At 32.8% G+C, this 26,163-nt stretch carries 26 protein-coding genes and 1 tRNA gene; 17 read left to right on the plus strand and 10 right to left on the minus strand.

The window, feature by feature from the left end; genetic code table 11:
* Positions 1–109: 109 nt before the first annotated feature.
* The 6 genes from msrB (at position 110) to DU428_RS07940 (ending at position 4,448) form a co-directional block, all read left to right on the plus strand.
* Positions 110–571 carry a peptide-methionine (R)-S-oxide reductase MsrB gene (gene msrB, locus DU428_RS07915; protein WP_072351635.1) on the plus strand — a complete coding sequence of 154 codons (462 nt, stop codon included), beginning with the start codon at positions 110–112 and terminating at the stop codon, positions 569–571.
* Complete coding sequence (gene msrA / locus DU428_RS07920) at positions 561–1,100, plus strand: peptide-methionine (S)-S-oxide reductase MsrA (protein WP_072351634.1); 540 nt, start codon at positions 561–563, stop codon at positions 1,098–1,100. The genes msrB and msrA overlap by 11 nt, the downstream gene beginning before the upstream one ends.
* Before the next feature lie 104 nt (positions 1,101–1,204).
* Positions 1,205–1,990 carry a DUF3108 domain-containing protein gene (locus tag DU428_RS07925; protein WP_072351633.1) on the plus strand — a complete coding sequence of 262 codons (786 nt, stop codon included), beginning with the start codon at positions 1,205–1,207 and terminating at the stop codon, positions 1,988–1,990.
* 9 nt (positions 1,991–1,999) lie between these two features.
* Positions 2,000–2,344, plus strand: coding sequence for an FUSC family protein (locus tag DU428_RS07930; RefSeq protein WP_072351632.1), 345 nt, complete (start codon positions 2,000–2,002; stop codon positions 2,342–2,344).
* A gap of 154 nt (positions 2,345–2,498) precedes the next feature.
* A complete protein-coding gene (locus tag DU428_RS07935; RefSeq protein ID WP_113965949.1) occupies positions 2,499–4,061 on the plus strand; it encodes a M28 family peptidase in 1,563 nt (520 codons plus the stop codon).
* A 311-nt stretch (positions 4,062–4,372) separates the two neighbouring features.
* Positions 4,373–4,448 (plus strand) — tRNA-His (locus DU428_RS07940).
* A 132-nt stretch (positions 4,449–4,580) separates the two neighbouring features.
* Here DU428_RS07940 and DU428_RS07945 read toward each other — a convergent pair.
* The 4 genes from DU428_RS07945 to DU428_RS13420 all read right to left on the minus strand — a co-directional run bounded on the left by DU428_RS07945 (position 4,581) and on the right by DU428_RS13420 (position 8,086).
* On the minus strand, positions 4,581–6,173 hold the full coding sequence (locus DU428_RS07945; protein ID WP_123796497.1) for a hypothetical protein: 1,593 nt from the start codon (positions 6,171–6,173) through the stop codon (positions 4,581–4,583).
* Positions 6,174–6,186: 13 nt separating this feature from the next.
* Positions 6,187–6,903: a bacillithiol biosynthesis deacetylase BshB1 gene (gene bshB1, locus DU428_RS07950; RefSeq protein WP_072351629.1), complete on the minus strand. Its 717-nt coding sequence runs from the start codon at positions 6,901–6,903 to the stop codon at positions 6,187–6,189.
* 101 nt (positions 6,904–7,004) lie between these two features.
* Positions 7,005–7,895: a 23S rRNA (adenine(1618)-N(6))-methyltransferase RlmF gene (gene rlmF / locus DU428_RS07955; protein WP_113965947.1), complete on the minus strand. Its 891-nt coding sequence runs from the start codon at positions 7,893–7,895 to the stop codon at positions 7,005–7,007.
* A gap of 35 nt (positions 7,896–7,930) precedes the next feature.
* Entirely contained in the window at positions 7,931–8,086 is a 156-nt protein-coding gene (locus DU428_RS13420) for a hypothetical protein (RefSeq protein ID WP_165839153.1), read from the minus strand.
* 96 nt (positions 8,087–8,182) lie between these two features.
* Here DU428_RS13420 and DU428_RS07960 point away from each other — a divergent pair, with 96 nt between their 5' ends.
* Together DU428_RS07960 and DU428_RS07965 are read left to right on the plus strand one after the other, a co-directional pair.
* A complete protein-coding gene (locus DU428_RS07960; RefSeq protein WP_243633466.1) occupies positions 8,183–8,764 on the plus strand; it encodes a pseudouridine synthase in 582 nt (193 codons plus the stop codon).
* Positions 8,765–8,831: 67 nt separating this feature from the next.
* Positions 8,832–9,212: a hypothetical protein gene (locus tag DU428_RS07965; RefSeq protein ID WP_072351627.1), complete on the plus strand. Its 381-nt coding sequence runs from the start codon at positions 8,832–8,834 to the stop codon at positions 9,210–9,212.
* Here the strand turns inward: DU428_RS07965 and mscL are convergent.
* The 4 genes from mscL to DU428_RS07985 form a co-directional block, all read right to left on the minus strand.
* Complete coding sequence (gene mscL, locus DU428_RS07970; protein WP_072351626.1) at positions 9,209–9,655, minus strand: large conductance mechanosensitive channel protein MscL; 447 nt, start codon at positions 9,653–9,655, stop codon at positions 9,209–9,211. The genes DU428_RS07965 and mscL overlap by 4 nt on opposite strands.
* A gap of 19 nt (positions 9,656–9,674) precedes the next feature.
* Positions 9,675–12,857, minus strand: a complete 3,183-nt coding sequence (gene ccsA, locus DU428_RS07975) for a cytochrome c biogenesis protein CcsA (RefSeq protein WP_113965946.1) — start codon at positions 12,855–12,857, stop codon at positions 9,675–9,677.
* A 148-nt stretch (positions 12,858–13,005) separates the two neighbouring features.
* Entirely contained in the window at positions 13,006–13,410 is a 405-nt protein-coding gene (locus tag DU428_RS07980) for a group III truncated hemoglobin (RefSeq protein WP_113965945.1), read from the minus strand.
* Positions 13,411–13,704, minus strand: a complete 294-nt coding sequence (locus DU428_RS07985; protein ID WP_072351623.1) for a hypothetical protein — start codon at positions 13,702–13,704, stop codon at positions 13,411–13,413.
* A gap of 77 nt (positions 13,705–13,781) precedes the next feature.
* On the opposite strand from DU428_RS07985, the gene DU428_RS07990 reads away from it, so the two are divergent.
* The 8 genes from DU428_RS07990 (at position 13,782) to DU428_RS08025 (ending at position 22,400) form a co-directional block, all read left to right on the plus strand.
* The gene (locus DU428_RS07990) at positions 13,782–14,369 is read left to right on the plus strand and encodes a Crp/Fnr family transcriptional regulator (protein ID WP_072351622.1); all 588 of its coding nucleotides are present in this window, start codon (positions 13,782–13,784) and stop codon (positions 14,367–14,369) included.
* Positions 14,370–14,388: 19 nt separating this feature from the next.
* Positions 14,389–15,150 (plus strand): Rossmann-like and DUF2520 domain-containing protein, encoded by a 762-nt coding sequence (locus tag DU428_RS07995; RefSeq protein ID WP_072351621.1) that lies wholly within the window; start codon positions 14,389–14,391, stop codon positions 15,148–15,150.
* A 37-nt stretch (positions 15,151–15,187) separates the two neighbouring features.
* Positions 15,188–15,718, plus strand: coding sequence for a KdsC family phosphatase (locus DU428_RS08000; protein WP_072351620.1), 531 nt, complete (start codon positions 15,188–15,190; stop codon positions 15,716–15,718).
* A gap of 60 nt (positions 15,719–15,778) precedes the next feature.
* On the plus strand, positions 15,779–16,693 hold the full coding sequence (locus tag DU428_RS08005; protein ID WP_113965944.1) for a geranylgeranylglycerol-phosphate geranylgeranyltransferase: 915 nt from the start codon (positions 15,779–15,781) through the stop codon (positions 16,691–16,693).
* A 9-nt stretch (positions 16,694–16,702) separates the two neighbouring features.
* Positions 16,703–17,290: a Maf-like protein gene (locus tag DU428_RS08010; RefSeq protein WP_113965943.1), complete on the plus strand. Its 588-nt coding sequence runs from the start codon at positions 16,703–16,705 to the stop codon at positions 17,288–17,290.
* 58 nt (positions 17,291–17,348) lie between these two features.
* Positions 17,349–17,894, plus strand: a complete 546-nt coding sequence (locus tag DU428_RS08015; RefSeq protein ID WP_072351617.1) for a mechanosensitive ion channel domain-containing protein — start codon at positions 17,349–17,351, stop codon at positions 17,892–17,894.
* A gap of 81 nt (positions 17,895–17,975) precedes the next feature.
* Positions 17,976–20,483: a PIG-L family deacetylase gene (locus DU428_RS08020; protein WP_113965942.1), complete on the plus strand. Its 2,508-nt coding sequence runs from the start codon at positions 17,976–17,978 to the stop codon at positions 20,481–20,483.
* Between the two features lie 162 nt (positions 20,484–20,645).
* Positions 20,646–22,400: a sodium:solute symporter gene (locus DU428_RS08025; RefSeq protein ID WP_072351615.1), complete on the plus strand. Its 1,755-nt coding sequence runs from the start codon at positions 20,646–20,648 to the stop codon at positions 22,398–22,400.
* A gap of 18 nt (positions 22,401–22,418) precedes the next feature.
* Here DU428_RS08025 and DU428_RS08030 read toward each other — a convergent pair whose 3' ends face one another.
* A complete protein-coding gene (locus DU428_RS08030; RefSeq protein WP_113965941.1) occupies positions 22,419–22,931 on the minus strand; it encodes a DUF3124 domain-containing protein in 513 nt (170 codons plus the stop codon).
* Between the two features lie 3 nt (positions 22,932–22,934).
* Entirely contained in the window at positions 22,935–23,321 is a 387-nt protein-coding gene (gene ytxJ / locus DU428_RS08035; RefSeq protein ID WP_072351613.1) for a bacillithiol system redox-active protein YtxJ, read from the minus strand.
* 160 nt (positions 23,322–23,481) lie between these two features.
* On the opposite strand from ytxJ, the gene clpB reads away from it, so the two are divergent.
* Positions 23,482–26,091: an ATP-dependent chaperone ClpB gene (clpB, locus tag DU428_RS08040; RefSeq protein ID WP_113965940.1), complete on the plus strand. Its 2,610-nt coding sequence runs from the start codon at positions 23,482–23,484 to the stop codon at positions 26,089–26,091.
* Positions 26,092–26,163 lie beyond the last annotated feature (72 nt).

A 26,163-nucleotide genomic window follows, 5' to 3' on the forward strand; every position in this document is an offset into this window, starting at 1 on the left:
AAACGAGCTGTTTTTCTAAAACCTTTAGCTAAAAATTTTAAGACAGATTTACAGTTTAGATTTATAATATGATTTATCTTTATATTTTAATATAGAAAGATACTAGCTTATGCTTACTTGGAAAAACATTATAAATTTCACTGTAAAAGGAAATCCTACTCCAGACAAACGAGTAGAAAAAACCGAAACCCAATGGAGAGAATTACTTACTCCAGAACAATATAGAATTACTAGACAAAAAGGAACCGAAGCTCCTAACAGTGGCGCTTTATGCACCACTTATGATGACGGACAATACAACTGTATTTGTTGCGATACTCCTTTGTTTGATTCTACCATAAAATTCAGTTCCGGATCTGGTTGGCCAAGCTTTACACAACCTATCAAGGAAAATGCTATCAAGTATGAAAAAGACACTGCTTTTGGAATGATACGCGTAGAAGTTATGTGCAATACTTGCGATGCGCATTTAGGACATGTTTTCCCTGACGGACCAGAACCAAGCGGATTACGTTATTGTATAAACTCTGCTTCCATGCAACTACACAAAGAAGAAACCAATGACCAATAAAAATATGCAAATTGCTACCCTTGGCGGTGGTTGCTTTTGGTGTACCGAAGCTGTTTTTCAAGAAGTAAAAGGAGTAGAAAAGGTTGTTTCTGGATATGCTGGAGGAACAGTACCGGGCCACCCAACCTACAGAGAAATTTGTTCTGGATTAACTGGTCATGCTGAAGTTATTCAAATCACATTCGATGCAAACATTATTTCTTATGAGGATATTTTAGTTGTTTTTATGACTACTCACGATCCTACAACTCTAAACCAACAAGGAGCCGATAAAGGAACCCAATATAGGTCTGTAATTTTTTACCATAACGAAGAACAAAAAAACATTGCAGAGGTGGTAATAAAAGAAGTCGCTAAGTTCTACGAAAAACCAATCGTTACAGAGATAAGTCCCTTAGAAACTTTTTACGAAGCCGAAAAAGAACATCAAAATTATTACAGAAACAACCCAACACAAGGTTATTGTAGTTTTGTAATTAGTCCGAAGTTAACAAGACTCAGAAAGCTACATGCAGAAAAATTAAAATAGCCATTGAAACGCACCATTATTATAAATATTCTAAATATATATTAGGTTAAATGCTTCGGCATAATTCATGCTCTATTCTTATATATTTGAAAATTATAAACTTTATGAAAAAAATAGTTTTAGTACTTTCTTTACTTGTCAGCATTGCTTCCATAGCACAAAACAATGCCTTTCAAGCTGGTGAAAAATTAGTTTTCACTGCGGCCTATAATATGTCTGGTGTTTTAACCGAACTCGCCGAAGTGCGTATGGAAACAAGCGAAGTAAAAACTTCAAAAGCTACCTTAATGCGTTTAAAATGTACCGCTACAACTTATAGTAAGTGGGATAACTTTTTTAAGATTCGTGATATATACGAGAGTTACGTAAACCCGAAAACGCTTACCCCTTACTTATATCAAAGAGATATTGATGAAGGCGGACATGATAAATTTGTAAAGTATACCTTCAACCATAAAACAAATACGGTTAAAAGCCTTATTAGAAAGAAAAGTAAAAACTTCCCCTCTGGTTTTTGGGATAGGAACAATAACGTTTCCATAAATCCTGGAACAAAAGATTTGGTAACTACTTTATACTATATTCGAACTTTAGATATTCATAAAGCTGCTATTGGAAGTACCGATACTTTTACTGTTTTATTTGACAATAAAGAAACTAAAGTTTCCTTCAAACTTTTGGCAAAAGAAAGCATACAAACGAATATAGGTAAAAAAGAGTGCTATAAACTTGCTATTAATGTAATAGGTAGCGATGTTTTAAAAGGTAATAACGATAATCTTATTTGGCTAACTGCCGACGAAAACAAAATACCAGTTTATGCTAAATTTAAAATTCCGGTAGGAAACGGAGAGCTTAGAATTAAATCGGTAACAGGACTAAAAAACTAAACATATATTATGAGAAAAATTTCTATCATTTTAGGCTTAATCACAGCAATAGCCGCAATTATCTTATCTACGCTACCGCTTTCAAATATGGCATTTATTCCTGCAATTGCTTCTTTAGTTTTTGGTTTATTGGCTTTCTTTTTATCTAAGCAACAAAACGAATCTAATAAAATAGTACAGCTTATATTCTTACTAACTATAATTGCTTTAGGACTTTCTACATACAAAGCTATTTTTGATAAAACAGAAGTTGGCGATACACAAGAGCTAGAGGAACGAGTAAATAAAGCAGAAGAAAATGCTATGGAAGAATTAGAAGGTCTTGATCTAGAAGATATAGATCTTTCAGAATAGTCTCTTTTAAAAAAAACCAAGCTTTAAAACACAATTGTTAAAGCTTTAATAAAACAAAGGTGTTATGTTAGATAATACCTTTGTTTTTTTGTATTATAGTAGCTTCATATTTCTTATAAAATAAAATTACATCAATACTTAAAAATTTATTCTTATGAAAAAATTCCTATTCCTTATAGGTATATCAACAGCTTTAGTCGCTTGTGGTTCTTCTCAAAAAAAGAATACAACAAGTAACAATACTATTATTTCAGAAAAATCAGATGCTACCACCTATGCAAATAGCATTACGGAAGCAGAATTAAAAGAAATGCTCTATACCTATGCTTCCGATGAATTTGAAGGAAGAGAAACAGGACAACCAGGCCAAAAGAAAGCTGTAGAATATTTAAAAAACCATTATATCGATTTAGGTGTAGCATCGGCTTTAGCAAATGACAAATACTTTCAAACGGTTCCTTTACAAACATTAAAAACACCAAGCGTAAGTTTAACAGTAAACGGAAAAAACTACGAAGGATTAGAAGATTTCGTTTCTGTAAACCTAAGTCCTGACGGAAAAATAAACACAGAAGATATTGTTTATGTAGCTTACGGAATTGACGATGAAAAATATTCTAACTACGAAGGATTAGATGTAAAAGGCAAAGTAGTTTTAATTAAAGCTGGCGAACCAAAAAATACCGATGGTGAATACATCATTTCAGGTTCTTCAACAACTTCTAAATGGTCTAACTTCAGACAAGAATTTGCAGCAAAACGAGATGCAGCAAAAAACAACGGAGCAAAAGCTGTTTTATTCTACAACCCAGAAAACTTCCATTTTGCTGTAAGACGCTATGGTAGCCCAAGCGGAAGAATGGATTTAATAGAAACCAAAGGAGACTTTTACTATTTCATGATTACCAATGAGCTAGCCAAAGCAATACATAGCGATATTGAAAAATCTGATGAAACAAAAACACTAGCAGCTTCTATAGCTATAGATTATAAAAATGACGGAGAAATTTTTGATTCTGAAAACGTTGTAGCTTTTATTGAAGGAAGCGAAAAACCAGAAGAATACATTGTAATATCTGCTCACTTAGACCACGAAGGTATAAAAGATGGCGAAGTTTATAACGGAGCAGACGATGATGGTTCTGGAACAGTTGCTATTTTAGAAATTGCAGAAGCATTTAAAAAGGCCGTAAAAGATGGCAAAGGACCAAAGCGTTCGGTAGTATTTTTACATGTAACTGCAGAAGAAAAAGGCTTACTAGGCTCTAGATACTACACAGATGTAGACCCAATTTTCCCTTTAGAAAAAACGGTTGCAAACCTTAATATAGATATGATTGGTCGTACAGACCCTAAGAGAAAGAAAACCAACAGAAACTACCTATACTTAATAGGAAGTGATAAATTAAGCACAGAACTTCATGAGATTTCTGAAGCCGTAAACAGCAAGTATTGTAATATAGATTTAGACTATACTTTTAATGCCGATAATGACCCAAATCGTTTTTACTACAGAAGCGATCATTACAACTTTGCTAAAAACAATATTCCAGTAATTTTCTATTTTAACGGTACTCATGAGGACTATCACAAACCAGGAGATACTCCAGATAAAATTCAGTATGATTTATTAGAAAACAGAACTCGTTTAATTTTTCATACCGCTTGGGAACTAGCTAATCGTGATAAAAAAATTATAGTAGACAAAGCTAAATAACACATAAGAGTAATGTATATGAGGGCGTTACCTAAAGGTCGCGCTCTCACTACTCGCTCTCTGCGAGGAGCTCAAACAAACCGTTCCATCGCTAACGCAAAAAATGCTTCCAATCGAAATTTGGAAGCATTTTTTTATTTCTAATTCCAACAGAAAAATAAATGCAAAAAAATCTAAAAAATTTTCAAAAAAGTCTTTGTAATAATCCTTAAATAATATACATTTGCACTCGCAATAACTATTGCACTCGAATGCAGATTTATCTAACGGATAAACTAAACATTTGAGAAACTTTTTCGAAAGTTTGACATGGTGGTTGTAGCTCAGCTGGTTAGAGCATCGGTTTGTGGTACCGAGGGTCGCGGGTTCGAATCCCGTCTTCCACCCAAAAGCAAAAGCTTCTCTATTTTAGAGAAGCTTTTTTTGTTTCTAATGTTTTGTGATTGAATTGTATAACTATTACACCTGGAGCAAACCAACTATATTAACTTGAAAAACAAACTTCATATATTTTTCTACTTATTCATTATCTGAAACCTTGACAATCTTTTTATCTATTTGGTTTCCGTGTTTATCGTAGGTGTATAAATATATTTCTTCGTTTTTGATAATTGGCAACTGGTACTGCATCCCACTTTTTAAAATAGAAGTATAATACGGGACCTTATTATGGTAATCGAATTTATGTTTGATTTCGCTTCCATAAAACAAAACTACCTGAACGTCAGATGGTGAATTATTTGTATATAAAAATGAAGAAGCACTTTCCATATCAGCAATACTTTTATTGTTAAGCATAAAATAATCTACGGAATTGAACTTATCATTTTCCAATATTTCACTGCTTATCAATCCGTAAGTAGCCTTAATTTCTGAACGATAAGAGTTTAAATGTGTCTGACTCATGGTAAGAGGATCCATCTTATATTTATTTTTAAAAATAGAGGCCATCCATTCCTTACCACTGAAACTTGGTTTTTCGAGAATATGATCAATTCCTGCTAGTACCAATACTTTACTTTCAGGGTTTATCTTGAAGGTTTTATTATATAAATTTTCTGCTTGCCCCTGTTCTCTGTTTTTATTTGCATCGTTGTTTTCATAAGCAACAAATTCATATCCTAGATGCTTTGCTTTTCTAATTAGATTGCTAAAATGCTGCTCTGAAGTATAAAAACCCGTCTTTAAAGCTGGATAAGAACCCTCTAAGTTTAGCAAACTATCTTGTTTAACATCTAATGCTTCTATTGCTATATGTGTATAGCCAATTTCTTTTAATTCCTCTAACAAATCTAAGACTAGTAACCTATGATTGGGATAGAAATGATTTTCGTTAATCATTACAATTTTATGCTTTTCAGCTTCTTTTAAAATTGTATTTATTGCTTCTGAATCTCTTAAAAAATTCTCTTTTATCGTTTTTGAAATTATATTGTTAGGCTTAAACCTAGACTCGAGCAGTTTTAAAGATTCTTTATAAAATGTATTATCCCCAAGAAAAGAAGAAAAAGTTAACTGCATTTGAAGCTTTACCCATTCTTCTTGTTTATCATAGGCAGGAAATTCATTGATTTCTTTTAGTGCAGCCAAAAACTTATTTGAGTTTTGATGTTTTTTTACAACATCCATAACCGTACTAATATCTTTTCTATAAGTAGCTCCTACCTCCAAACTAGAAAACATATTATGCAAATCTGGCTCTAAAGATTTTCTAGAATTTTCAGCTAAAGGCTTACCAATAAATTGAATATTTAAGCTTCCAACTACGGTATCTAAAACGATAAGTTTTTTTGGATACTCTTTTTTCGCACCTTTAGATACGGTTACAAAATATTCATAAGGAGGATCATTGGTTCTTCCATAAACTAAAACTTTATCTTTTAGCTTAAAACCTGCATTTTGAATAGCATTTTTTAGTTCTTCACTTTCTGTTATATAGTTTATATCTGCTGGTGATTTAAAATATAATTGTAATGAATCATTTATAATATGAACACTGTAATTTCGTATGTAATTATTGTGTTCGAAGTGCTTACTTATCTTTGGGGAGTATGCAGAAGAAACCAATATCAGGAATAAAAATATTAGTCTGCTTGTTTTAATGAACCCCAACACCACACTTTAATTATTTCAAATCAAATAAACTATCAACAGTAACATAGCGACTTGTAGTAAAGCCTTCTGCATACTCAACTCCTACTAGCCTACCTAAGTCTCTTGCTCTATACTCTATACTATCGGTAAAGTTTTTACTTGAAATAGGCGTTTCTGGCTCCTTACTTGAAGGATCAAAGAATTGGGTTTTATAAGCAAATACAGATTTCATTTTAGCTTCTATATCTTCTGAAATGTCCACAATAAAATCAGGCTCTATGTTTTTCCATTGTATGTAGTGGTAAACTTGTTTTGGTCTCCAAGCATTTTGCTGCTTCCCTTCTATTTCCGTTTCAATTTTTATTAAACCACTTAAAAAACAAGCATCGGCAACCAACTTACTTCCCTTTGCATGATCAATATGCCTGTCTTCAATAGCATTACAAAGCACTATTTCTGGTTGATACTTACGTATCATTTTAATTACCTCTAACTGGTGCTTTTTATCGTTAACAAAAAAACCATCTGCAAAACCAAGGTTTTCTCGTACAGTAACTCCCAATGCTTTTGCTGCATTTGCAGCCTCTTCATCTCTAGTTTCTGCCGTTCCTCGGGTTCCAAGTTCTCCACGTGTTAAATCAATTATTCCAACTGTTTTACCTTTTTTTATTTCTCTTGCAATGGTTCCACCACAACCTAATTCTACATCATCTGGGTGTGCTCCAAAAGCTAATATATCTAATTTCATAAAGTTTGTGTTTTATGTATTTATACCCCAAAAACTACAGGGATGATCTAATTTTTAATAGATTACGAATTTACAATTATTTTTTAGCTTGTTAGCTAAACCTAGCTTAGCCAATCTTGCTGTTCTTTTTTACTTAAAAAGGTCCAAGCTACTACTCTACTTATTTTATTTCCCAACTTCATTTGTATCACTTTAACTTGGGTAGCTCCGAGTTTTTTTAAGGATTTCTGCATAGACTTTACTAGGTCTTTATTAGAAACCAAACTCGTGTACCAAAAACAATTGGTTTTAAACAAAGAGCTCTCATACAAGTAACTGTGCAAAAATGCCTTTTCTCCGCCTGAAAACCAAAGCTCACTCGCTGTACCACTAAAATTTCTAGTAACAGAACTCACATCCTTACCTAAGCCTTTTAATTTTCGTTTTGTAGCTTCTAAAGCTTCTGCTTCATTTTTATAAAATGGCGGATTACACATACTTAAAGTAAAAGCATCAGATTGTTTTAAAACACCTTGTAGAATCTGCGATTTATCATTTTGTAATCGAAGTTCTATATTTTCTGATAAAGCATTTTTATCTATTATTTTCTGTGCATTTTTCAAAGAATCCTTATCAACATCTGAAGTAACAAAATTCCAATTATAAACTGCATTTCCTAGTAAAGGATAAATACAAGTTGCCCCTGTACCAATATCTAAAACCTGAATTTCTTTTTGAAAAGAATAGCCTTGTAACAAATCGGCTAAATGATGAATATAATCTACTCTTCCCGGAATTGGCGGACATAAATGTGCATCATCAAACTCCCAATAAGATATGTTATAATACGTATTTAACAACGCTTTATTGAGTGTTTTTACAGCATCCGGATTAGCAAAATCAATGGTTTGGGTATTATAGCTATTGGTGAAAACAAAAGGTTTTAAATCTGGATACTCCTTTATTAGAGTTTCAAATTCGTAACCTTTTAAATGCTTATTATTTTTATGCAAAATATCGATAATTATGTTTTGAAAAGAAAAATAAATTATTGAGCACCTTCTTCTTTTGCTCGTTTTACTATTTCTTTTAATCTTTCTTTTCGCAAAGCTTTTTCAGCTTTCTGTTTATTCACCTTTCTAGCCATTAGCTTTGAGTGCTTGGTTTTGTTTTTAGTGTTTTTCTGTGCTCCTTTTTTCGACATAAGTAAATGTAAAATATTTTTTAGTTTTACTATATAAAACACGGACACTTTTTAAATAAAGTGTGTAATTTGCTACAATTAGAAAAGATAAACAATTTGAGTAACACCATAAAACATCATCATTTTATACTTCATAAACCTTATGGTTATTTGAGTCAGCTAATAAACAACCAAAACAAAAGAAGAAACAAACGTTTATTAGGGGAATTGTTCGACTTTCCAGAAGGGACCATGGCTATAGGTAGGCTGGATGAAAACTCGGAAGGATTACTTCTCTTAACTACAAACGGAAAAGTTAGCGAAGAAATACGAAGTGCCAAGTATGAAAAAGAATATTACGCACAAGTAGATGGTATTATTAACCCGGAAGCAATAAAACAATTACAGGAAGGAGTTGAAATAGGAATTAACGGAAAGAAGTATAAAACAAAACCATGTAAAGCTAAAAGTATTACAAATCTTGATCATATACCTTTAGCAGATAGAAAGGTAAGAGACGAACGTCACGGACCTACCTCATGGCTTAGCATCACACTAACCGAAGGAAAGTTTAGACAAGTAAGAAAAATGACAGCTGCAGTTGGCTTTCCAACCTTAAGGCTTGTTAGGGTTAGGATAGCAAATATAAAGTTAAACTGCAGTGTTGGAGAGGTATACGAAGTGAATAATCTTCATTAGCAAAATCACAACTAATTGATTTTTAATTCGATAGGTTTTGATTGAAAATTTTTGTATCTTTCGAATTATGATAACAACAGATAAAAAAGAAAACTTAGAGTTTTTAAAAGAAAGCATTTCCTATTTAGAAAACAAAGGCTACAGCAACATTAAAGCAGATGTTGAAGGCTACGAAAAACCAAAGTCTTACATTAAAAAAGGAAAAGACAGTGAATCTTCAATCACACCAAACATTGTCGCTGAAAAAGCTGGAAGAAAACACTATTTTGAAATAGGTTTAAAAAGTGAAGAGCCTACGCTGTTAAAGTCTAAATGGCGTTTTTTAGATGTACTTACAAGAATGCGTGACGACAGATTTAAAATTATTACTCGTCGTGGTCATTACAAGTTTACACAGGATATGCTAGATGATTTAAATTTGGACAAAGAGCCAATTAAACTCACTTAGTTTTTAGAATTTTTCATTAATTTATTTTGCTCCTCCATTAATTCGGTAAGCTTTGCTAAAAGCTCGATATCTTTTGGAGTAGCAACTGTTTTGTCTTTTTCGTCGTGAGCCTTTTTACGTAATCGGTTCATTGCTTTTACTACCAAAAACACCGTTACACCAACAATAAGAAAGTCTATAAAAGCTTCAATAAGCGCTCCGTATTCTAGAGCTAAAGATTGTTTAATTACTTCACCATCCTCATTTAAAATAGCTTCTCGTATTATATACTTTTGATCCTTAAAGTCAATAGTATCTGTAAGTAAGGATAATGGTGGCATCATAACCTTTTTAACCAATACATCTATCACTCTATTGAAAGATGCACCAATTATGATACCAATAGCCATGTCCATCATATTACCTTTTACGGCAAACTCCTTGAACTCCTTAATAAACTTCATTGGTAAAAGTAGTTAGGTTTTATTTTTTATAGAACTTCAAGTACTTTCTGTATGCAAAACCTCCTAGCATTGCTACTACAGCGCAGCAGATTCCTATAATTTTAACACTCATTACTTGGTCTCCACTTGCATAAGAATGTAATCCTGCTAAGTAGAAGTTTACTCCAAAGTATGTCATCATAATACTTGCAAAAGCAATAATAGAAGCTAAATTATAAGCAAAAAGACCACGTAAACCAGGAACTAATCGCATATGAATAACAAACGCATATACCATAATACTAATTAAAGCCCAAGTTTCTTTAGGGTCCCATCCCCAGTATCTTCCCCAACTTTCATTCGCCCACATTCCTCCAAGGAAGTTTCCTATGGTAAGCATTACTAATCCAACCGTAAGAGCCATTTCGTTAATAATAGTTAGTTCTCTGATGTTGATTAACATCTTCTTTTTGTTTTTCTCTGTAGTTGAAATCATAAGGAAAAGTGAAACTACTCCTAAGATTAAACCTAGAACAAATGGTCCGTAACTTGCAACAATTACCGAAACGTGAATCATTAACCAGTAACTATTTAATACAGGTTGCAGGTTAGCAATAGCTGGATCTAACCAGTTTTGATGTGCAAAGAATAAGATGATAGATGCAACAAAAGCTGTAGATGCTACTGTTAAATCACTCTTCTTAATAAATATTAACCCGAATAAAACGGCAGACCATGCTACATAAAGCATTGTTTCATACGTATCACTCCACGGTGCGTGACCTGATATATACCAACGAACTATAAGTCCAAGGGTATGAATAGCAAATAGGGCAACAATAAAACATTTACTTATATTAACAGATACATTAATCCATTTTTTATTGCTGTTTAATATCTGAATAATTAAAAATACAAACATTAAAACACCCGCCAATAAGTAATATCTGTACAGTTTCTTGAAAATATTGTACTTATTATAACTAATCTCAGCATCAATTTTATTGTCGCTAAGCATTACAGCACTACCGTATTTATGTTGTGTTTTACTAAAAGACTCTAAAAGTTTTTCAGCTTCAGTATAATCACCTGTTTGCTTGGCTTGATTTAAAGTAAATAAATAAGCTGAAAAACCAGAGTTTATAAAGTTTCCGTAAAGGGAATCTGAAATCTTTTCTCTGTAGTTTTCTTTTCTATATTCTAAAGGAGAAATCCATTTGTTATTTTCATCATCTGGAACAGGGAATATCTTTAAAGTTAACCCTTCAATAGCATTAGATAAAATAGAAGCACGTTGATCTGCTAATTTAATTTCCTTTTGGTATCCGTTAGGCGACTGCGCTTTATACGCGTCTTCTAGGTACGGATTTAATTTATAATTTAAATTATCATCAAAGAAATCTACAATAGTTGCGTATTTCTGTTCCTTCGGAATACCTAAAATAGACTTTAATGAGTCTGTTTGCATAGGCTTCATATAAATGATTGGCACATTGTACCAAAGCAAAGGACTTTCGCTTATAGAAAGTAAAATTTGATTCGGACTTAATCCAGCGTATGTTTCATCGTGATGGATTTTTCTTACTAACTCTGATGCATATGTATTCATTGGCATCATACGCCCGCTTAAATCTTGAATAACTAATCTACCAAACTTATCGGCATGCGCTTTAGGCGTTTTATTAGCTACTAAAATAGAATCTATTTGTTCTGGAGTTGGAGCTTGATGATCTCCTTCGTGTTGCTCTTGTGAGAATGTTTGTAGTGCAAAACAGAAAAACACTAGAGAAAGCAACTTCGCTTTTTTCGTCTTAATTTTATTAAGCTGTCTACGTAAGTCTCCAAACCTTGTTCCTTTTGCAATTAAAATTGCTATCATACCAATATAAAGTAAAATGTATCCTATATATGTAATCCAAGTTCCCCAGAAATCGTGGTTTACAGAGAGAATGGTTCCTTTTTCGTCTGGATCAAAATTCGATTGAAAGAATTTATAGCCACCATGATCTAGAATATTATTCATATAAATTCTATAATCAAAATCACCTTTTTCTTTATCAAAAACAGTCACTTCACTCGCGTAAGAAGAATAACTTTTTTCTGTACCAGGGTAACGTTCTGCAATAAAATCGTTTAGTTTAATATCAAAAGGTAACTCAAGAATCTGAGCTCCATAACGGAATGCAAAATCTAAGCCCCCAATTTTAACTTGTTTAAAAGCATTGTTTTTATATTGACCGCCTAGTAAACCTACTTTTTTAGTTTCACCATTTGCAGTAACATTTAGAATTAATCCATTTTCATCTCCTTGTAGCAGTTCTGATTTTTTTACGATACCAAAAACACCTTTAGTTACAGGCTTAGGAAATACCATTTGCATCCCACCAATAATATAACGAGAACGTAAGATTAAAGGTTGAATACTATCTTTTTCTAGCTTACCAGTAGCACCTGTTGCCATGGTCATATATTCTCCTTCAAATGGCGACTCTATAGTAAGGTTGTCACCGTCTTTAGTGATATTTACAGCTCCTTTAGTTGGTTTGTTTAAAGCAAATAAAACATTATGCAAACTCTGAACTTCTCCGGATTTTAAAAAGTGATTATGAGGTCCTGCTCCACCAGATTCTACAATCTTTAAATATTCTTCTCCACTTTCATCTGGAATAATATCTTCCTCTGCTCCACCAATATAATCTTCTAAAACGATACTAACTGGTTGGTTATTATAATCTGTATGAACTTCAAAATTGTTTTTCATACGAGGAGAAAAATCTACTTCCTTCTCTATTGGCAAACGTTGCGGCACACCATCAATTTCATAGTCACCATCTATATATGCAATTAAATATGTTTTCTGTGATAAGAATTTATTTTCGGTTTCTCCTTCACGAATAGCCATTACACCTTCGTAACTAATATACCTTGTAACAAAAGCTCCAACAAGTATTAAAATAAAAGATAAATGCAGAACTAAAGTTGCCCATTTTTCCTTTTTATGTAATCTATATCGAAATATATTTCCAACAAAATTGATAACAAAAAACACCATAACAGCTTCAAACCACCATGTGTTGTATATTAAGTTTCTACTATAAGGAGTTGGAGAAGTATCCATTCCAGCATCTAGAAAAGTACCAACACCCATCGCTACAGCGAAAACAACAAAAAGTATAGCCGTTAGCCTTGTTGAGAACAGAATATTAGAAATTTTTTTTTGCATAATAAAATAGCTTTTTTTTGCTCGTGCAAATTTAAGGATTTTTGTTTGTTAAAAACCGTTAAAACCCAAAAGAGTTTTTTATATAAAAGAAAACTGCAAATAGACATCTAAATGCAGTTATATAATTAATTATAAATGGGAATTTATGCTACTTTTCACCTCTAGCAGCAAAAATATTCATAAACATAAATGTTCCCATTTTCCGAGCTCTTCTCTTTGCGTTTTCAGCGACTTCTCCTTCAAAAAGCTCATCAAGAGTTTCAAACCATAAGTTTAACCATAAACCAAAATGTGTATTGGTTATAGAGTGGTTAAATCTCCTATCTACCTCAACATGTGCAGCTAATGGGTTACCGTAGTACTTTTTATCTAACTTTTTTGTCATAAAAAGACTGGTTTCCCAGAAAGTAGTTAAACGGTCTAGGTGCTCGTCCCAATCTTTAATAACCTTATTAAAAATAGGTCCTAAAGTTTCGTCTACTCGTATTTTTTTATAAAAACTATTTACTAAAGCGGAAACATCCTCTCGGTTTTGAATATCTTTTTTATTCATTTATAATAACAGGTATACGTTTAAAGCCACTAATATAATGTTTATGATTATAGAAGCCAGCAATAAATTAAAAGTTAACTTATAATTAAGTTGCGCCATAACTGCTGCATTAAATGCCATAGTTATAATTACACATAAACTTAATTGAAGAAAAGGGAAAGAATCAGCACTAGCATTTGTTAAAATATATAAAGCCGCTACAGAACCCAGGCAACTTTGAAAAATTATGCTTAAGGGTATAAACATAATGTAGTTGTTTTTAAAATCTTCTAAACTATTTTTATAAAGTCTCATTTTTGATATGTTTTAAATTCATAAACAAAATTCTAAAAGTTATCTTTGTTTATTTATGATTCAAATCATAAACAAGCATGATTCCTACAGAAATTCTTAACGATTTTAAGGCCGTAATAAAGTCTTATGCAAAGGACCAACTTATATTCAACGAGTTAGATCCTGCGAATTTTTATTTCCAAATTTTAAAGGGGCATGTAAAAATGTTTAATCAAACAGAAGATGGTAAAGAATTTGTACAAGGTTTTTTTAAAGATGGAAAATCTTTTGGAGAGCCTCCTCTATTTTCCGATTCGAACTACCCTGCTTCTGCTGTGTGTTTAGAAGACTCTGAAATATTTGTCCTACCCAAGAAAGCTTTCTTTAATCTTCTAAAAATGCATGAGAATATTCATTTAGGCTTTACAAAGTTAATATGTAAGAGAATGCTTTATAAGGCAAAAATCATACAGGAGGTTTCTATACATCCACCTGATCATCGGATTTTAACCTTATTGAATCATTTAAAAGAAAATTCTAAATCTGAAGGTTTATACGAAGTAACCTTAACTAGGCAACAAATTTCTGACCTTACTGGATTACGAGTAGAAACAGTAATTCGCACCATTAAACAATTAGAAAAATCAAATAAATTAAGCATCAAACAGCATAAGGTTTATTTATAATAATATTTATTTTAGCAAAATGATTCACGTAGTATTACTAGGCGCAGGAAATGTAGCAACGCATTTATATAAAGCTTTTGAAAAATCGGGAGAAGTTACCGTTAAACAATGGTATAACAGAAACCTAAAAACTATTGAAACCTATAAAAACCAAGTTACAATCACCAATGATTTAAGCAAACTAGTGGAAGCCGATATTTATATTTTGGCTGTAAGCGATGATGCTGTTTCAGAAATTTCTGCTAAACTTCCGTTTGAAAACAGATTGGTAGTGCACACTTCTGGAAGCGTTAGTGTTTATGATATTGATATGAAGCACAAACGCGGTGTTTTCTATCCTTTACAAACATTTAGCAAAGGAGCTTCCATTGATTTTTCTCAAATTCCTCTTTGTGTTGAAGCGATCAAAAGCAAGGAAGACTTACCTATCTTAAAGAAGTTAGCTAAAGCGATAGGTAGCAAACCACATAGAGTGAATAGCGACCAACGTGCGTCTTTGCATTTGGCAGCCGTTTATGTAAATAATTTCACTAATCAGATATATAGGATTGCGCATGAGATTACAGAATCTACCGGTGCTGATTTTGAAATTTTAAAACCTTTAATTAAAGAAACTGCAAGAAAACTAGACGACCTTACTCCCTATCTTGCTCAAACCGGACCTGCCAAACGAAACGACAAAAAAACTATTAAAAAACATAAAAAGGCACTTACAGACCCAATTCATAAAGAGGTGTACCAACTTTTAACAAAGTCTATTCAAAAAACACACGGAATATAAAACAAACCTGTAAGCAAGACTAAAAAAGAAAATTAAAATGGAAGAGAAAAGCTATAAAGAATACCTAAACCAAATTACTACACTAATATTTGATGTAGATGGTGTTTTAACAGATGGAACTGTTACTGTTACAACTTCAGGAGAAATGCTAAGACGCATGAATATTAAAGATGGTTACGCCTTAAAAACTGCTGTAGATAAAGGCTATAATATTTGTATTATTTCTGGAGGAAGCAACGAAGGTGTTCGAAAAAGATTAGAAGGCTTAGGGCTAACAGATATTTACCTTGGTGCTCATAACAAGATAGAGCAACTAGAAGAATATTTAAATAAAATGAATGTAAAAACAGAAAATGTTTTATACATGGGAGATGATATTCCTGATTATCCTGTAATGAAATTAGTCGCTTTACCTTGTTGCCCACAAGACGCCGCTCCAGAAATCAAATCTATTTCCAAATATGTTTCACATAAAAATGGAGGAAAAGGAGCTGCTCGCGATGTTGTTGAACAAGTACTAAAAGTACAAGGAAAATGGAATGGCAGCTTTGATGCAAAATATGATTAATCACAGATTCATCTACTTGTAACCCCTTTATAAATCTTTATTCTATACTATTAATTTTAAATGTACAGCTTTCTTAACCTTATTCGTTGGAAAAACTTATTACTTATAGCCTTAGTCCAGGTTTTAATAAAATATGCTTTATTCGAGCCTTTTTATATTGATACTTCACTAGATGCCTTTACATTTCCTATATTAATGGCTGCTACACTATTTCTTGCTGCAGCTGGAAACATCATTAATGATATCTACGATATAGAAACCGATACGGTAAACAAACCGGATCGAGTGGTTGTTGGTAAATCTATTTCAGAAAAAGTTGCTTACAACCTGTTTTTTGTTTTTAATATTATTGGTGTGGCGCTAGGATTTTATATTTCACATCACGTGGGGAAGAGTCCGTTTTTTGCATTATTTGTATTAGTTTCAGCATCCTTATATATATATGCTTCTTATTTAAAGCAACTTCCTTTTATAGGTAATTTAATAATATCTGCTTTAGTTGCATTGAGTTTAATTATTGTTCCAATTTTCGATTTACTTCCAGCGATAACGCCTTTTAACAGAGCGACACAAATCACTTTTTTTAAGATTTTATTAGACTATGCATTTTTCGCTTTCATCATCAACCTTATTCGTGAAATGGTAAAAGACATGGAGGATATTGATGGAGATTATAAAGCCGGAATGAATACGATACCTATCGCGATTGGAAGATACCGAGCAGGTAGAATTATTTTCCTTCTATCTATAATTCCGTTGTTTGCAGTTATAAATTATGTTCTACTCTATTTATACAAACAAGAAGTTGCAGTAATTTATTTCTTACTATTTATTGTTGCTCCCCTTATTTACATTAGCATCAAACTATTTACAGCAAAAACTAAAAAAGACTATACACATGTTAGTATAGTATTAAAATTAGTAATGCTATTTGGTATGCTTTCTATGTTACTATATCCGTTTATTTTAAAATAAAAAAAGAACATGTTACAAGAGAAATTAAAAAATCATTATATCATTTTAGCTTCCGCTTCCCCTAGAAGACAAAAGTTTTTTTCTGAATTAGGTATAGATTTCGATATTCAATTGAAACCTGTAAAAGAAGAATATCCGGAAAGACTACGTCATTTTGAAATAACCGATTATTTAGCGCAACTAAAATCACTTCCTTTTAAAGTAGACTTAAAAGACAAAGACATTCTTGTTACTAGTGATACCATTGTTTGGCATAAGGATAAAGCATTAGGAAAACCAAGAGATAAAGAGGAAGCATTTCAAATACTTACTTCTTTAAGCAATACTACCCATGAAGTGATAACCTCTGTTTGTTTTACCACAAAAACAACTCAAAAAACCGTTAGCGCGGTTACCAAAGTAACTTTTAAAGAATTAACTTCGGATGAAATTAACTACTATATAGACAACTACAAACCTTTTGATAAAGCTGGTGCTTACGGTATTCAAGAATGGATTGGATATATTGCTGTTACAAAGATTGAAGGCTCTCATTATAATGTTATAGGGCTGCCTGTTCATTTAGTTTATCAGACACTTTTAGAATTAGTAAACTAAAGTACATAACTATATTTTTTGAATAAAATCTAGAGTATCTTTGCACTTTATTTAAGCTATGACAAATTTTATAGACACCTATCAAAACCAAATTTTCAACTCCCTTATTATTCTTGGGGTTTTCTTTGCTATTTTGATGATTCTAAAAATTTCTATTAGAAAAATAGGGAAGAAATCCGGAATTAACGATGCTAGAATTCATTTAATTATAAGATATACAACCGTATCTTTATTTCTACTTTCCTTACTTGTTTTAGCCTTTATTTTTGGCGCACAATTTGAAGATCTTGCTTTGGTATTTTCCTCTGTTTTTGCAGTAATCGGAATTGCACTATTTGCTATTTGGTCTATCTTAAGTAATATCACTTCGGGAGTAATCATGTTCTTCTCCTTTCCTTATAAAGTTGGAGATAAAATTCAAATTCATGATAAAGATTATCCTATTGAAGCGATTATTGAAGATATTAGAGCTTTCCAATTACACTTACGCCTAGACAACGGAAACTTAATAACTTACCCAAATAACCTAATCCTACAAAAACCTGTAACACTAGTACAAAAAGACGCTATAGAGGATTTTGAAAATGGCACCGATTTAATTTAATTTTATACGTTAAATTATTTCTAAAACTATTAGTTTCCATAGTTACTTTTCTATATTTGACTACAAAAACTAATCAAAACCATGCGAAAGCTAGTATTCTGCTTTGTTGTTCTTTTTTCATTTTTAAACACACAAGCACAACAACCACAAAAACCAAATGCTTCTCAGATATATGAATCTATAAAAAAACTAAACTTTTTAGGTTCTGTTTTATACGTTGCTGCTCATCCAGATGATGAAAACACCCGATTAATTTCCTACATGGCAAACCATGTAAAAGCACGTACAGCATATCTTTCTCTAACTCGTGGAGATGGCGGACAAAACCTTATCGGTCCTGAAATTAGAGAATTATTAGGAGTAATAAGAACACAAGAGCTTCTAGCCGCAAGAAGACTAGATGGTGGTGAACAACTTTTCACTAGAGCTAATGATTTTGGTTACTCAAAACACCCTGATGAAACTTTAGAAATCTGGAATAAAGAAGAAGTTTTAAGCGATGTAGTTTTAGCCATAAGAGAATTTAAACCAGACATTATCATCAATCGTTTTGACCACAGATCACCAGGAAAAACGCACGGACATCACACAAGTTCTGCCATGCTAAGTCTAGAAGCTTTTGATTTAGCAAACGACAAAACAGCTTTTCCTAGCCAATTAGAAAAAACTAGTTTATGGCAAACAAAACGAGCATTTTTTAATACATCGTGGTGGTTTTATGGAAGTCAAGAAAAATTTGACAAAGCAGATAAAAGTAATCACTACACACTTGACATTGGTCAATACTACGCATCCCTTGGTTTAAGTAATACCGAAATTGCTTCCTTAAGCCGTAGTCAGCATAAATCACAAGGTTTTGGAGACACAGGAACTCGCGGAAGTCAATTAGATTATATCGAACTTGTTAAAGGAGAAAAACCTTCGGATAAATCAAATATATTTGAAGGAATTGATACTACTTGGAATAGAGTTAAAGGCGGAAATGCCATAGGAAACATTTTACATCAAGTAGAAAAGAATTTTGATTTCACCAATCCAGCAGCTTCTATTCCGGAACTACTTAAAGCCTATCAGTTAATTGAAAAGTTAGAGGATGCCCACTGGAGAAAAATTAAAAGTAAAGAGATTAAAAACCTCATCTATAATTGTGCAGGATTATACCTAGAAGCTGCTGCCGAAACAAATCATGCTACCGCAAACGAAACCGTCAACCTAAACTTAGAGCTTATAAACAGAGCCTCTGAAAATATTACTCTAAAAGCTATAAACATTTACAATAGCGAAACAATTACAGATGAAAAAGTTTTAGCTAAAAACGAGAAATTAGTACTTACAAAACCTGTTACCATCAAGCATAATCAAAAACCAACTACTCCATATTGGTTAACAAACAAAGGAACTTTAGGTATGTATCAGGTAGCGGATAAAAATCTAATTGGTAAAGCAGAAACCCCTAGAGACTTAAATGTTACTTTCGATTTAAGCATCCATAACGTCGAAATTAGCTACACAAAACCAATCATATACAAAACCAACGACCCAGTAAAAGGGGAAGTGTACAAACCGTTTGAAATCATTCCGGAAGCATCGGCAAAAATCTCAGAAAAAGTATTCATTTTTGAAAATGATCAACAAAAGGAATTACCTGTAATTATCAAAGCAGGAAAAGACAACTTAGAAGGTTTTGTTGAAATATCTCATCCTAAAAATTGGAGTGTCTATCCAGCAAAACAAAAGTTTTCTATTACCCATAAAGGACAAGAGCAAACGCTAACATTTACTGTAATTCCGCCGAAAAATCAGAGTGAAGGCTTTATTAAGCCAAAGATTCATATTGGAGAAAAAATCTACTACAAAGAACTTATTGAAGTAGATTATGACCATATTCCGTTTCAAACAGTTTTACTACCAAGCGAAAGTAAAGTGGTTCGTTTAGACATTAAAAAACGCGGGAATAACATAGGCTATATCGAAGGGGCAGGAGATGTTGTCCCTGAAAGCCTTCAACAAATTGGTTATGATGTTACTATTATCAAACCAGAAAATATTTCAGCAGAAAACCTAAAGGAATTTGATGCTGTTGTTATTGGTATTAGAGCGTATAATACGATTGAAGTATTAAAATTTAAACAAGAGGCTCTGTTTGATTATGTTGCCAATGGTGGAAACCTAATCGTACAGTATAATACAAACCACAGACTTTTAGTTGATGAAGTTGCTCCTTATCCACTTAGATTATCTAAAGATAGAGTAACAGATGAATATGCAAAAGTTTCCTTGTTAGAACCAAATCATGAGCTTCTTAATTTTCCGAATAAAATAACGGAAACAGATTTTGATGGGTGGACGCAAGAAAGAGGTTTATATTTTCCAGACAAATGGTCTAAAGAGTTTACTCCTATCCTTTCGATGCACGACAAAGGGGAAACTCCTAAAAAAGGAAGTTTACTGGTTGCTAAACACGGAAAAGGCTATTATATCTATACCGGTCTAAGTTTCTTTAGAGAGTTTCCGGCTGGAGTTTCTGGTGCTTACCGTTTATTTACCAATATGCTTTCTATAGGAAAAGAAAATAACCGCGAAAATTAATTAATATCTATAGGCAGAAATCCATTAAAAGGAATGCTGTTTCAAAAAATTGAAAATATAATTATGAAAAAATACAAATGGGATAACATGTACACGATAGTGCTTGTTGCAAATGTGATTTATATTATAGCATTCTATTTTATAACCAAAGCCTTTTAGATTATGCAGACTATAGATTGGATTGTACTTATCGGAACCTTATTATTAATTGTTGTTTACGGAACTTGGCAAACCCGAGGAAGCAAAAATGTACAGGACTATTTAAAAGGAGGAAATACTTCTAAATGGTGGACCATAGGACTTTCGGTTATGGCAACACAAGCAAGCGCCATCACCTTCCTCTCTACCCCTGGACAAGCTTTTAATGACGGAATGGGCTTTGTGCAATTCTATTTCGGGCTACCACTAGCAATGGTTATTATTTGTATGGTTTTCATACCCCTATACCATAGATTAAAAGTATATACTGCCTATGAATTTTTAGAAAACAGATTCGATCTTAAAACTAGAACCCTTACTGCTATACTGTTTTTAATACAACGTGGTTTGGCAGCTGGTATCACCATATTTGCACCTGCAATTATTCTTTCTGCTGTCCTAGGTTGGAACTTACTTTTCCTAAATATCATTATAGGTGTTTTAGTAATTATTTACACCGTTTCTGGTGGAACTCGAGCTGTAAACGTTACTCAAAAACATCAAATGGTGGTAATTTTTACCGGAATGATTATAGCATTTATCTTAATCATAAATAAACTTCCTGCAGACATCACCTTTTCAAAAGCATTAGATATTGCTGGAGCTAGTGGAAAAATGGAGGTTTTAGATTTTTCTTTCAACCTTAATAATCGTTATACCTTTTGGTCTGGAGTTATTGGTGGAACCTTTTTAATGCTTTCCTATTTTGGAACAGATCAATCGCAGGTACAACGCTATTTATCTGGAAAGTCCTTAAGAGAAATGCAATTGGGTTTAATTTTTAACGGAATTCTAAAAGTTCCAATGCAGTTTTTTATTTTGTTAGTTGGGGTGATGGTTTTCGTTTTTTACCAGTTTAATCCTGCCCCTGTAAACTTCAACCCTACTGCTTCCGAATTGGTTTTAAATTCTGATTACGCGGAAGAATACAAACAATTACAAGTAGAGCAAGAAAAGATTTTCAACGACAAACAGACTATTATTAACGCATACAATAAATCGGAATCAAAAGAATATGCGAAACTCATTCATTTAGCAAACGAAGCTAGTGATGAATTAAGGACCGAAGCAAGACTTTTAATTGATAAAGCGGCAGATGCAAAACAACTTAAGGTAGAAAGTAACGATAAAGATTATGTTTTCATTCATTTTATACTAAACAACCTACCAAGAGGTTTAATCGGACTACTTCTAGCGGTAATTTTAAGCGCAGCAATGTCTAGTACAGCAAGTGAATTAAATGCTTTAGCTAGTACAACAACTATAGATTTATACAAGAGAAACACGCCTGAGAAATCAGAAACTGAAATGGTAAAAGCTTCTAAATGGTTTACATTAGCCTGGGGAATTATTGCTATTGCAGTTGCTTGTATTGCCAATTTAGCAGAAAACTTAATTCAGCTTGTAAATATTATTGGTTCTATTTTCTACGGAAATGTTTTAGGTATCTTCCTTCTTGCCTTTTTCTTTAAAACGGTAAAAGGGAATGCGGTGTTTATTGCTGCACTTATCACTCAAGTTATAATAATCGGTCTTTTTCTTTTAAATCAATACGAATTAATCAACCTGCCTTTCTTATGGCTAAACTTTGTTGGTTGTTTAGTAGTAATAACGCTAGCGCTTATTATTTCATTTAAAGATTTAAGAAAAAATAGCAGATTGGCATTAGTTTCTATTGCTGCAGTTTTAGGAGTGTTTGGGTATATCGTGATGCAATAAAGATTTTGCAAGTAAAATTTATTCGGTAATCGGAATACCTTGTGTTGTAAAAGACAAGCCTTGTTGGCCATAAGTAGTTACCATTATGGCTTCAAAATAAGGCGCTTGTACATTTTTAGCTGCAGACCAATCAAAAACAAATTTAGCTCCTGTACCACCAGTAGCATCTTTTTCATCTATAATAATTTCGATAGTCTGCAATGGTTTAACAAAAATCGGTTCCTTTATATAACTTTTCACCAAATCGCCTTTGGTATCAAAATAATTTGCTTTAGTCACATAAACAGTATCTCTTTTATTTAAGTTCCTAATGCTCACTGTTGCTGTTAAATCATTTGTTTTATGCTCGGTAGTACTATACACCTGTGAGTAGACTGATAAATAAGTAGATCCTGTCAGCAAAGAATCCGATAGTTTCTTTTTCAACTTTACCGACTGCAAATTAGTTGATGGCAAGTTCTCCTGTTTCGTTTTGTCATCACAAGCAAATACCAATAAAAAGCTAAATAATATAAAAAATACCTTTTTCATATTTTAAATATATTTTGTCAAATCAATTCCACTAATAGCACTATGACTAGCATGAGTAACAACTACGCCATTTTTAATAACTATTAATTGAGGAGATTGATGCATGACTTGAAATTTATATCCAACCTCATTAGACACATCTCTATAACTCAATAAGTCTAAGTAGTACAAATCTACAGGAAGATCTACATCGTAAGCAGAAACAAACTGATTCATCACCATACTACTAATTCCGCATCTAGTAGAATGCTTAAAAATAACCTGAGGTTTTGTTTTCGATTTTTCCGAAATATCCTCCAATTGCTCCACGGTCGCTAAAGCAATCCAAGGCAATACCTTCTCTTCTTTTGGCTCCTTAGAGCCTCCAAATAATTTATTTATTAAACTCATTTTTTAACTATATTTTTTATTAAGTCGTAAACTTTTCAAAAACCTTCCAACTGACTAAAAGTCACTCATTTTACTGGTTATCAAGACATTTTGTCCCCTAATTCTAATTGGTAAGGTAATTGAATAATACTAATCAGAAAAAGAAAAAACGCACAACAATATGAACTTTAACAATTATACAATAAAATCACAAGAAGCCATACAACTTGCACAGCAAATTGCGCAAGGCAATGGACACCAACAAATAGAAAACGAACACATTATCAAAGCAATATTTGATGTAGATGAAAATGTTTTACCATTCTTATTAAAAAAACTGAATGTAAACATTTCTCTTTTACAACAAGTATTAGATAAAGAAATTGAAAGTTTCCCGAAAGTTTCGGGAGGAGATATCATGCTATCTCGTGAAGCTGGAAGGTCTTTCAACGAAGCATCTATTATTGCTAAAAAAATGAAAGATGATTACGTTTCTATAGAACACTTAATCTTAGCAATTTTCAAATCTAACAGTAAAATTGCACAGATTTTAAAAGATCAAGGCGTAACCGAAAAAGGTTTACAAGCTGCTATTGATGAATTACGTAAAGGAGACCGTGTAACTTCACAAAATCAAGAAGAAACATATAACTCTCTAAACAAATATGCTAAAAACCTCAACCAACTAGCTAAAGATGGTAAACTAGATCCAATCATTGGGCGTGATGAGGAGATTAGAAGAATTCTTCAAATCTTATCACGTAGAACCAAAAACAACCCAATTTTGGTAGGAGAACCAGGAACTGGTAAAACAGCTATTGCAGAAGGTTTAGCACATAGAATTATTGACGGAGATATTCCTGAAAACTTAAAAGACAAGCAAATTTTCTCTCTAGATATGGGAGCATTAATCGCTGGCGCAAAGTATAAAGGAGAGTTTGAAGAAAGACTAAAAGCCGTTATTAAAGAGGTTACCGAAAGTGAAGGAGATATCGTTCTATTTATCGACGAAATCCATACACTAGTTGGAGCTGGAGGCGGACAAGGAGCTATGGATGCTGCCAACATCTTAAAACCAGCATTGGCAAGAGGCGAGCTACGCGCAATTGGAGCAACCACTTTAGACGAGTACCAAAAGTACTTTGAGAAAGATAAAGCCCTAGAGCGTCGTTTCCAAAAAGTAATGGTAGATGAACCAGATACAGAAAGCGCTATTTCTATCTTAAGAGGTATTAAAGAAAAGTACGAAACACATCATAAGGTTCGTATTAAAGACGAAGCTATTATTGGTGCGGTAGAACTTTCCGAAAGATATATTACAAATCGTTTCCTTCCAGATAAAGCTATTGATTTAATGGATGAAGCTGCCTCAAAACTTCGTATGGAAATAAACTCTAAACCAGAAGAGTTAGATGTTTTAGACAGAAAGGTAATGCAGCTGGAAATTGAAATTGAAGCTATCAAACGTGAGAAAGATGAAGTAAAACTGAAAGCTCTACGTGCAGATCTTGCTAATTTAAAAGAAGAAAGAAACGAGATTAATGCGAAGTGGCAAAGTGAAAAAGAAGTCGTTGATAATATTCAATCTTATAAATCTAAAATTGAAGAATACAAACTAGAAGCAGAACGTGCAGAGCGTAATGGAGACTACGGAAAAGTAGCAGAAATACGTTACGGAAAAATCAAGGAAGCACAAGAAACCCTAGAAAAACTTCAAAAAGAGTTACAAGAAAACCAAAACCAAAGTTCTTTAATTAAAGAAGAAGTAACTTACGAAGACATTGCAGAAGTTATTGCAAAATGGACAGGAATTCCTGTTACCAAAATGTTACAGAGTGACAGAGAAAAACTTTTAAAATTAGAAGACGAGTTACACAAACGTGTTATCGGACAAGAAGAAGCTATTGTTGCAGTAAGTGATGCCGTTCGTAGATCTAGAGCAGGTTTACAAAACCCAGACAAACCAATAGGAACCTTCTTATTCCTAGGAACAACTGGTGTAGGTAAAACCGAATTAGCGAAAGCATTGGCAGAATACCTGTTTGATGATGAGAATGCTATGACAAGAATTGATATGAGTGAATATCAAGAACGTCATGCAGTAAGTAGATTGGTTGGTGCACCTCCAGGGTATGTTGGTTATGATGAAGGAGGACAACTTACAGAAGCAGTTAGAAGAAAACCATACTCTGTAGTACTATTAGATGAAATTGAAAAAGCACATCCTGACACCTTTAATATCTTATTACAAGTATTAGATGAAGGTCGATTAACAGACAATAAAGGTCGTGTTGCGGATTTCAAAAACACCATAATCATCATGACATCCAATATGGGGTCGGAGCTTATACAAGAACGTTTTGAAGCTATAAAAGATATCGACTCTGCAATGGAAGCAGCTAAAATTGATGTACTGGCGGTGTTAAAACAAAATGTAAGACCGGAATTCTTAAACAGAATTGATGACACCATTATGTTTACTCCTTTAAGCAAAGAAAACATTGTTGATATTGTTGACTTGCAATTAAAGTCTGTAACTAGAATGGTTGCGCAACAAGGTATCACTTTTGATGCTACAGATGAAGCAATCAAATATCTTGCAGAAAAAGGATACAACCCAGAGTACGGAGCAAGGCCTGTAAAACGAGTAATTCAGAAAGAAGTATTAAATGCTTTAAGTAAAGAAATACTTGCAGGAACAGTAACTACAGATAGTATTATTCTGTTAGATGCTTTTGACGGAGAGCTAGTATTTAGAAACCAAAACCACTTGGTTACTGAAGAAATCTAATCCGAAATATATTAAAATATTGTTAACGTAAAATAACTGCAAGGTTATTCCGTTTTCTTTATAAGTTGGTTA

The organism is Oceanihabitans sediminis, assembly GCF_003337215.1.
GTDB classification, from domain to species: domain Bacteria; phylum Bacteroidota; class Bacteroidia; order Flavobacteriales; family Flavobacteriaceae; genus Oceanihabitans; species Oceanihabitans sediminis.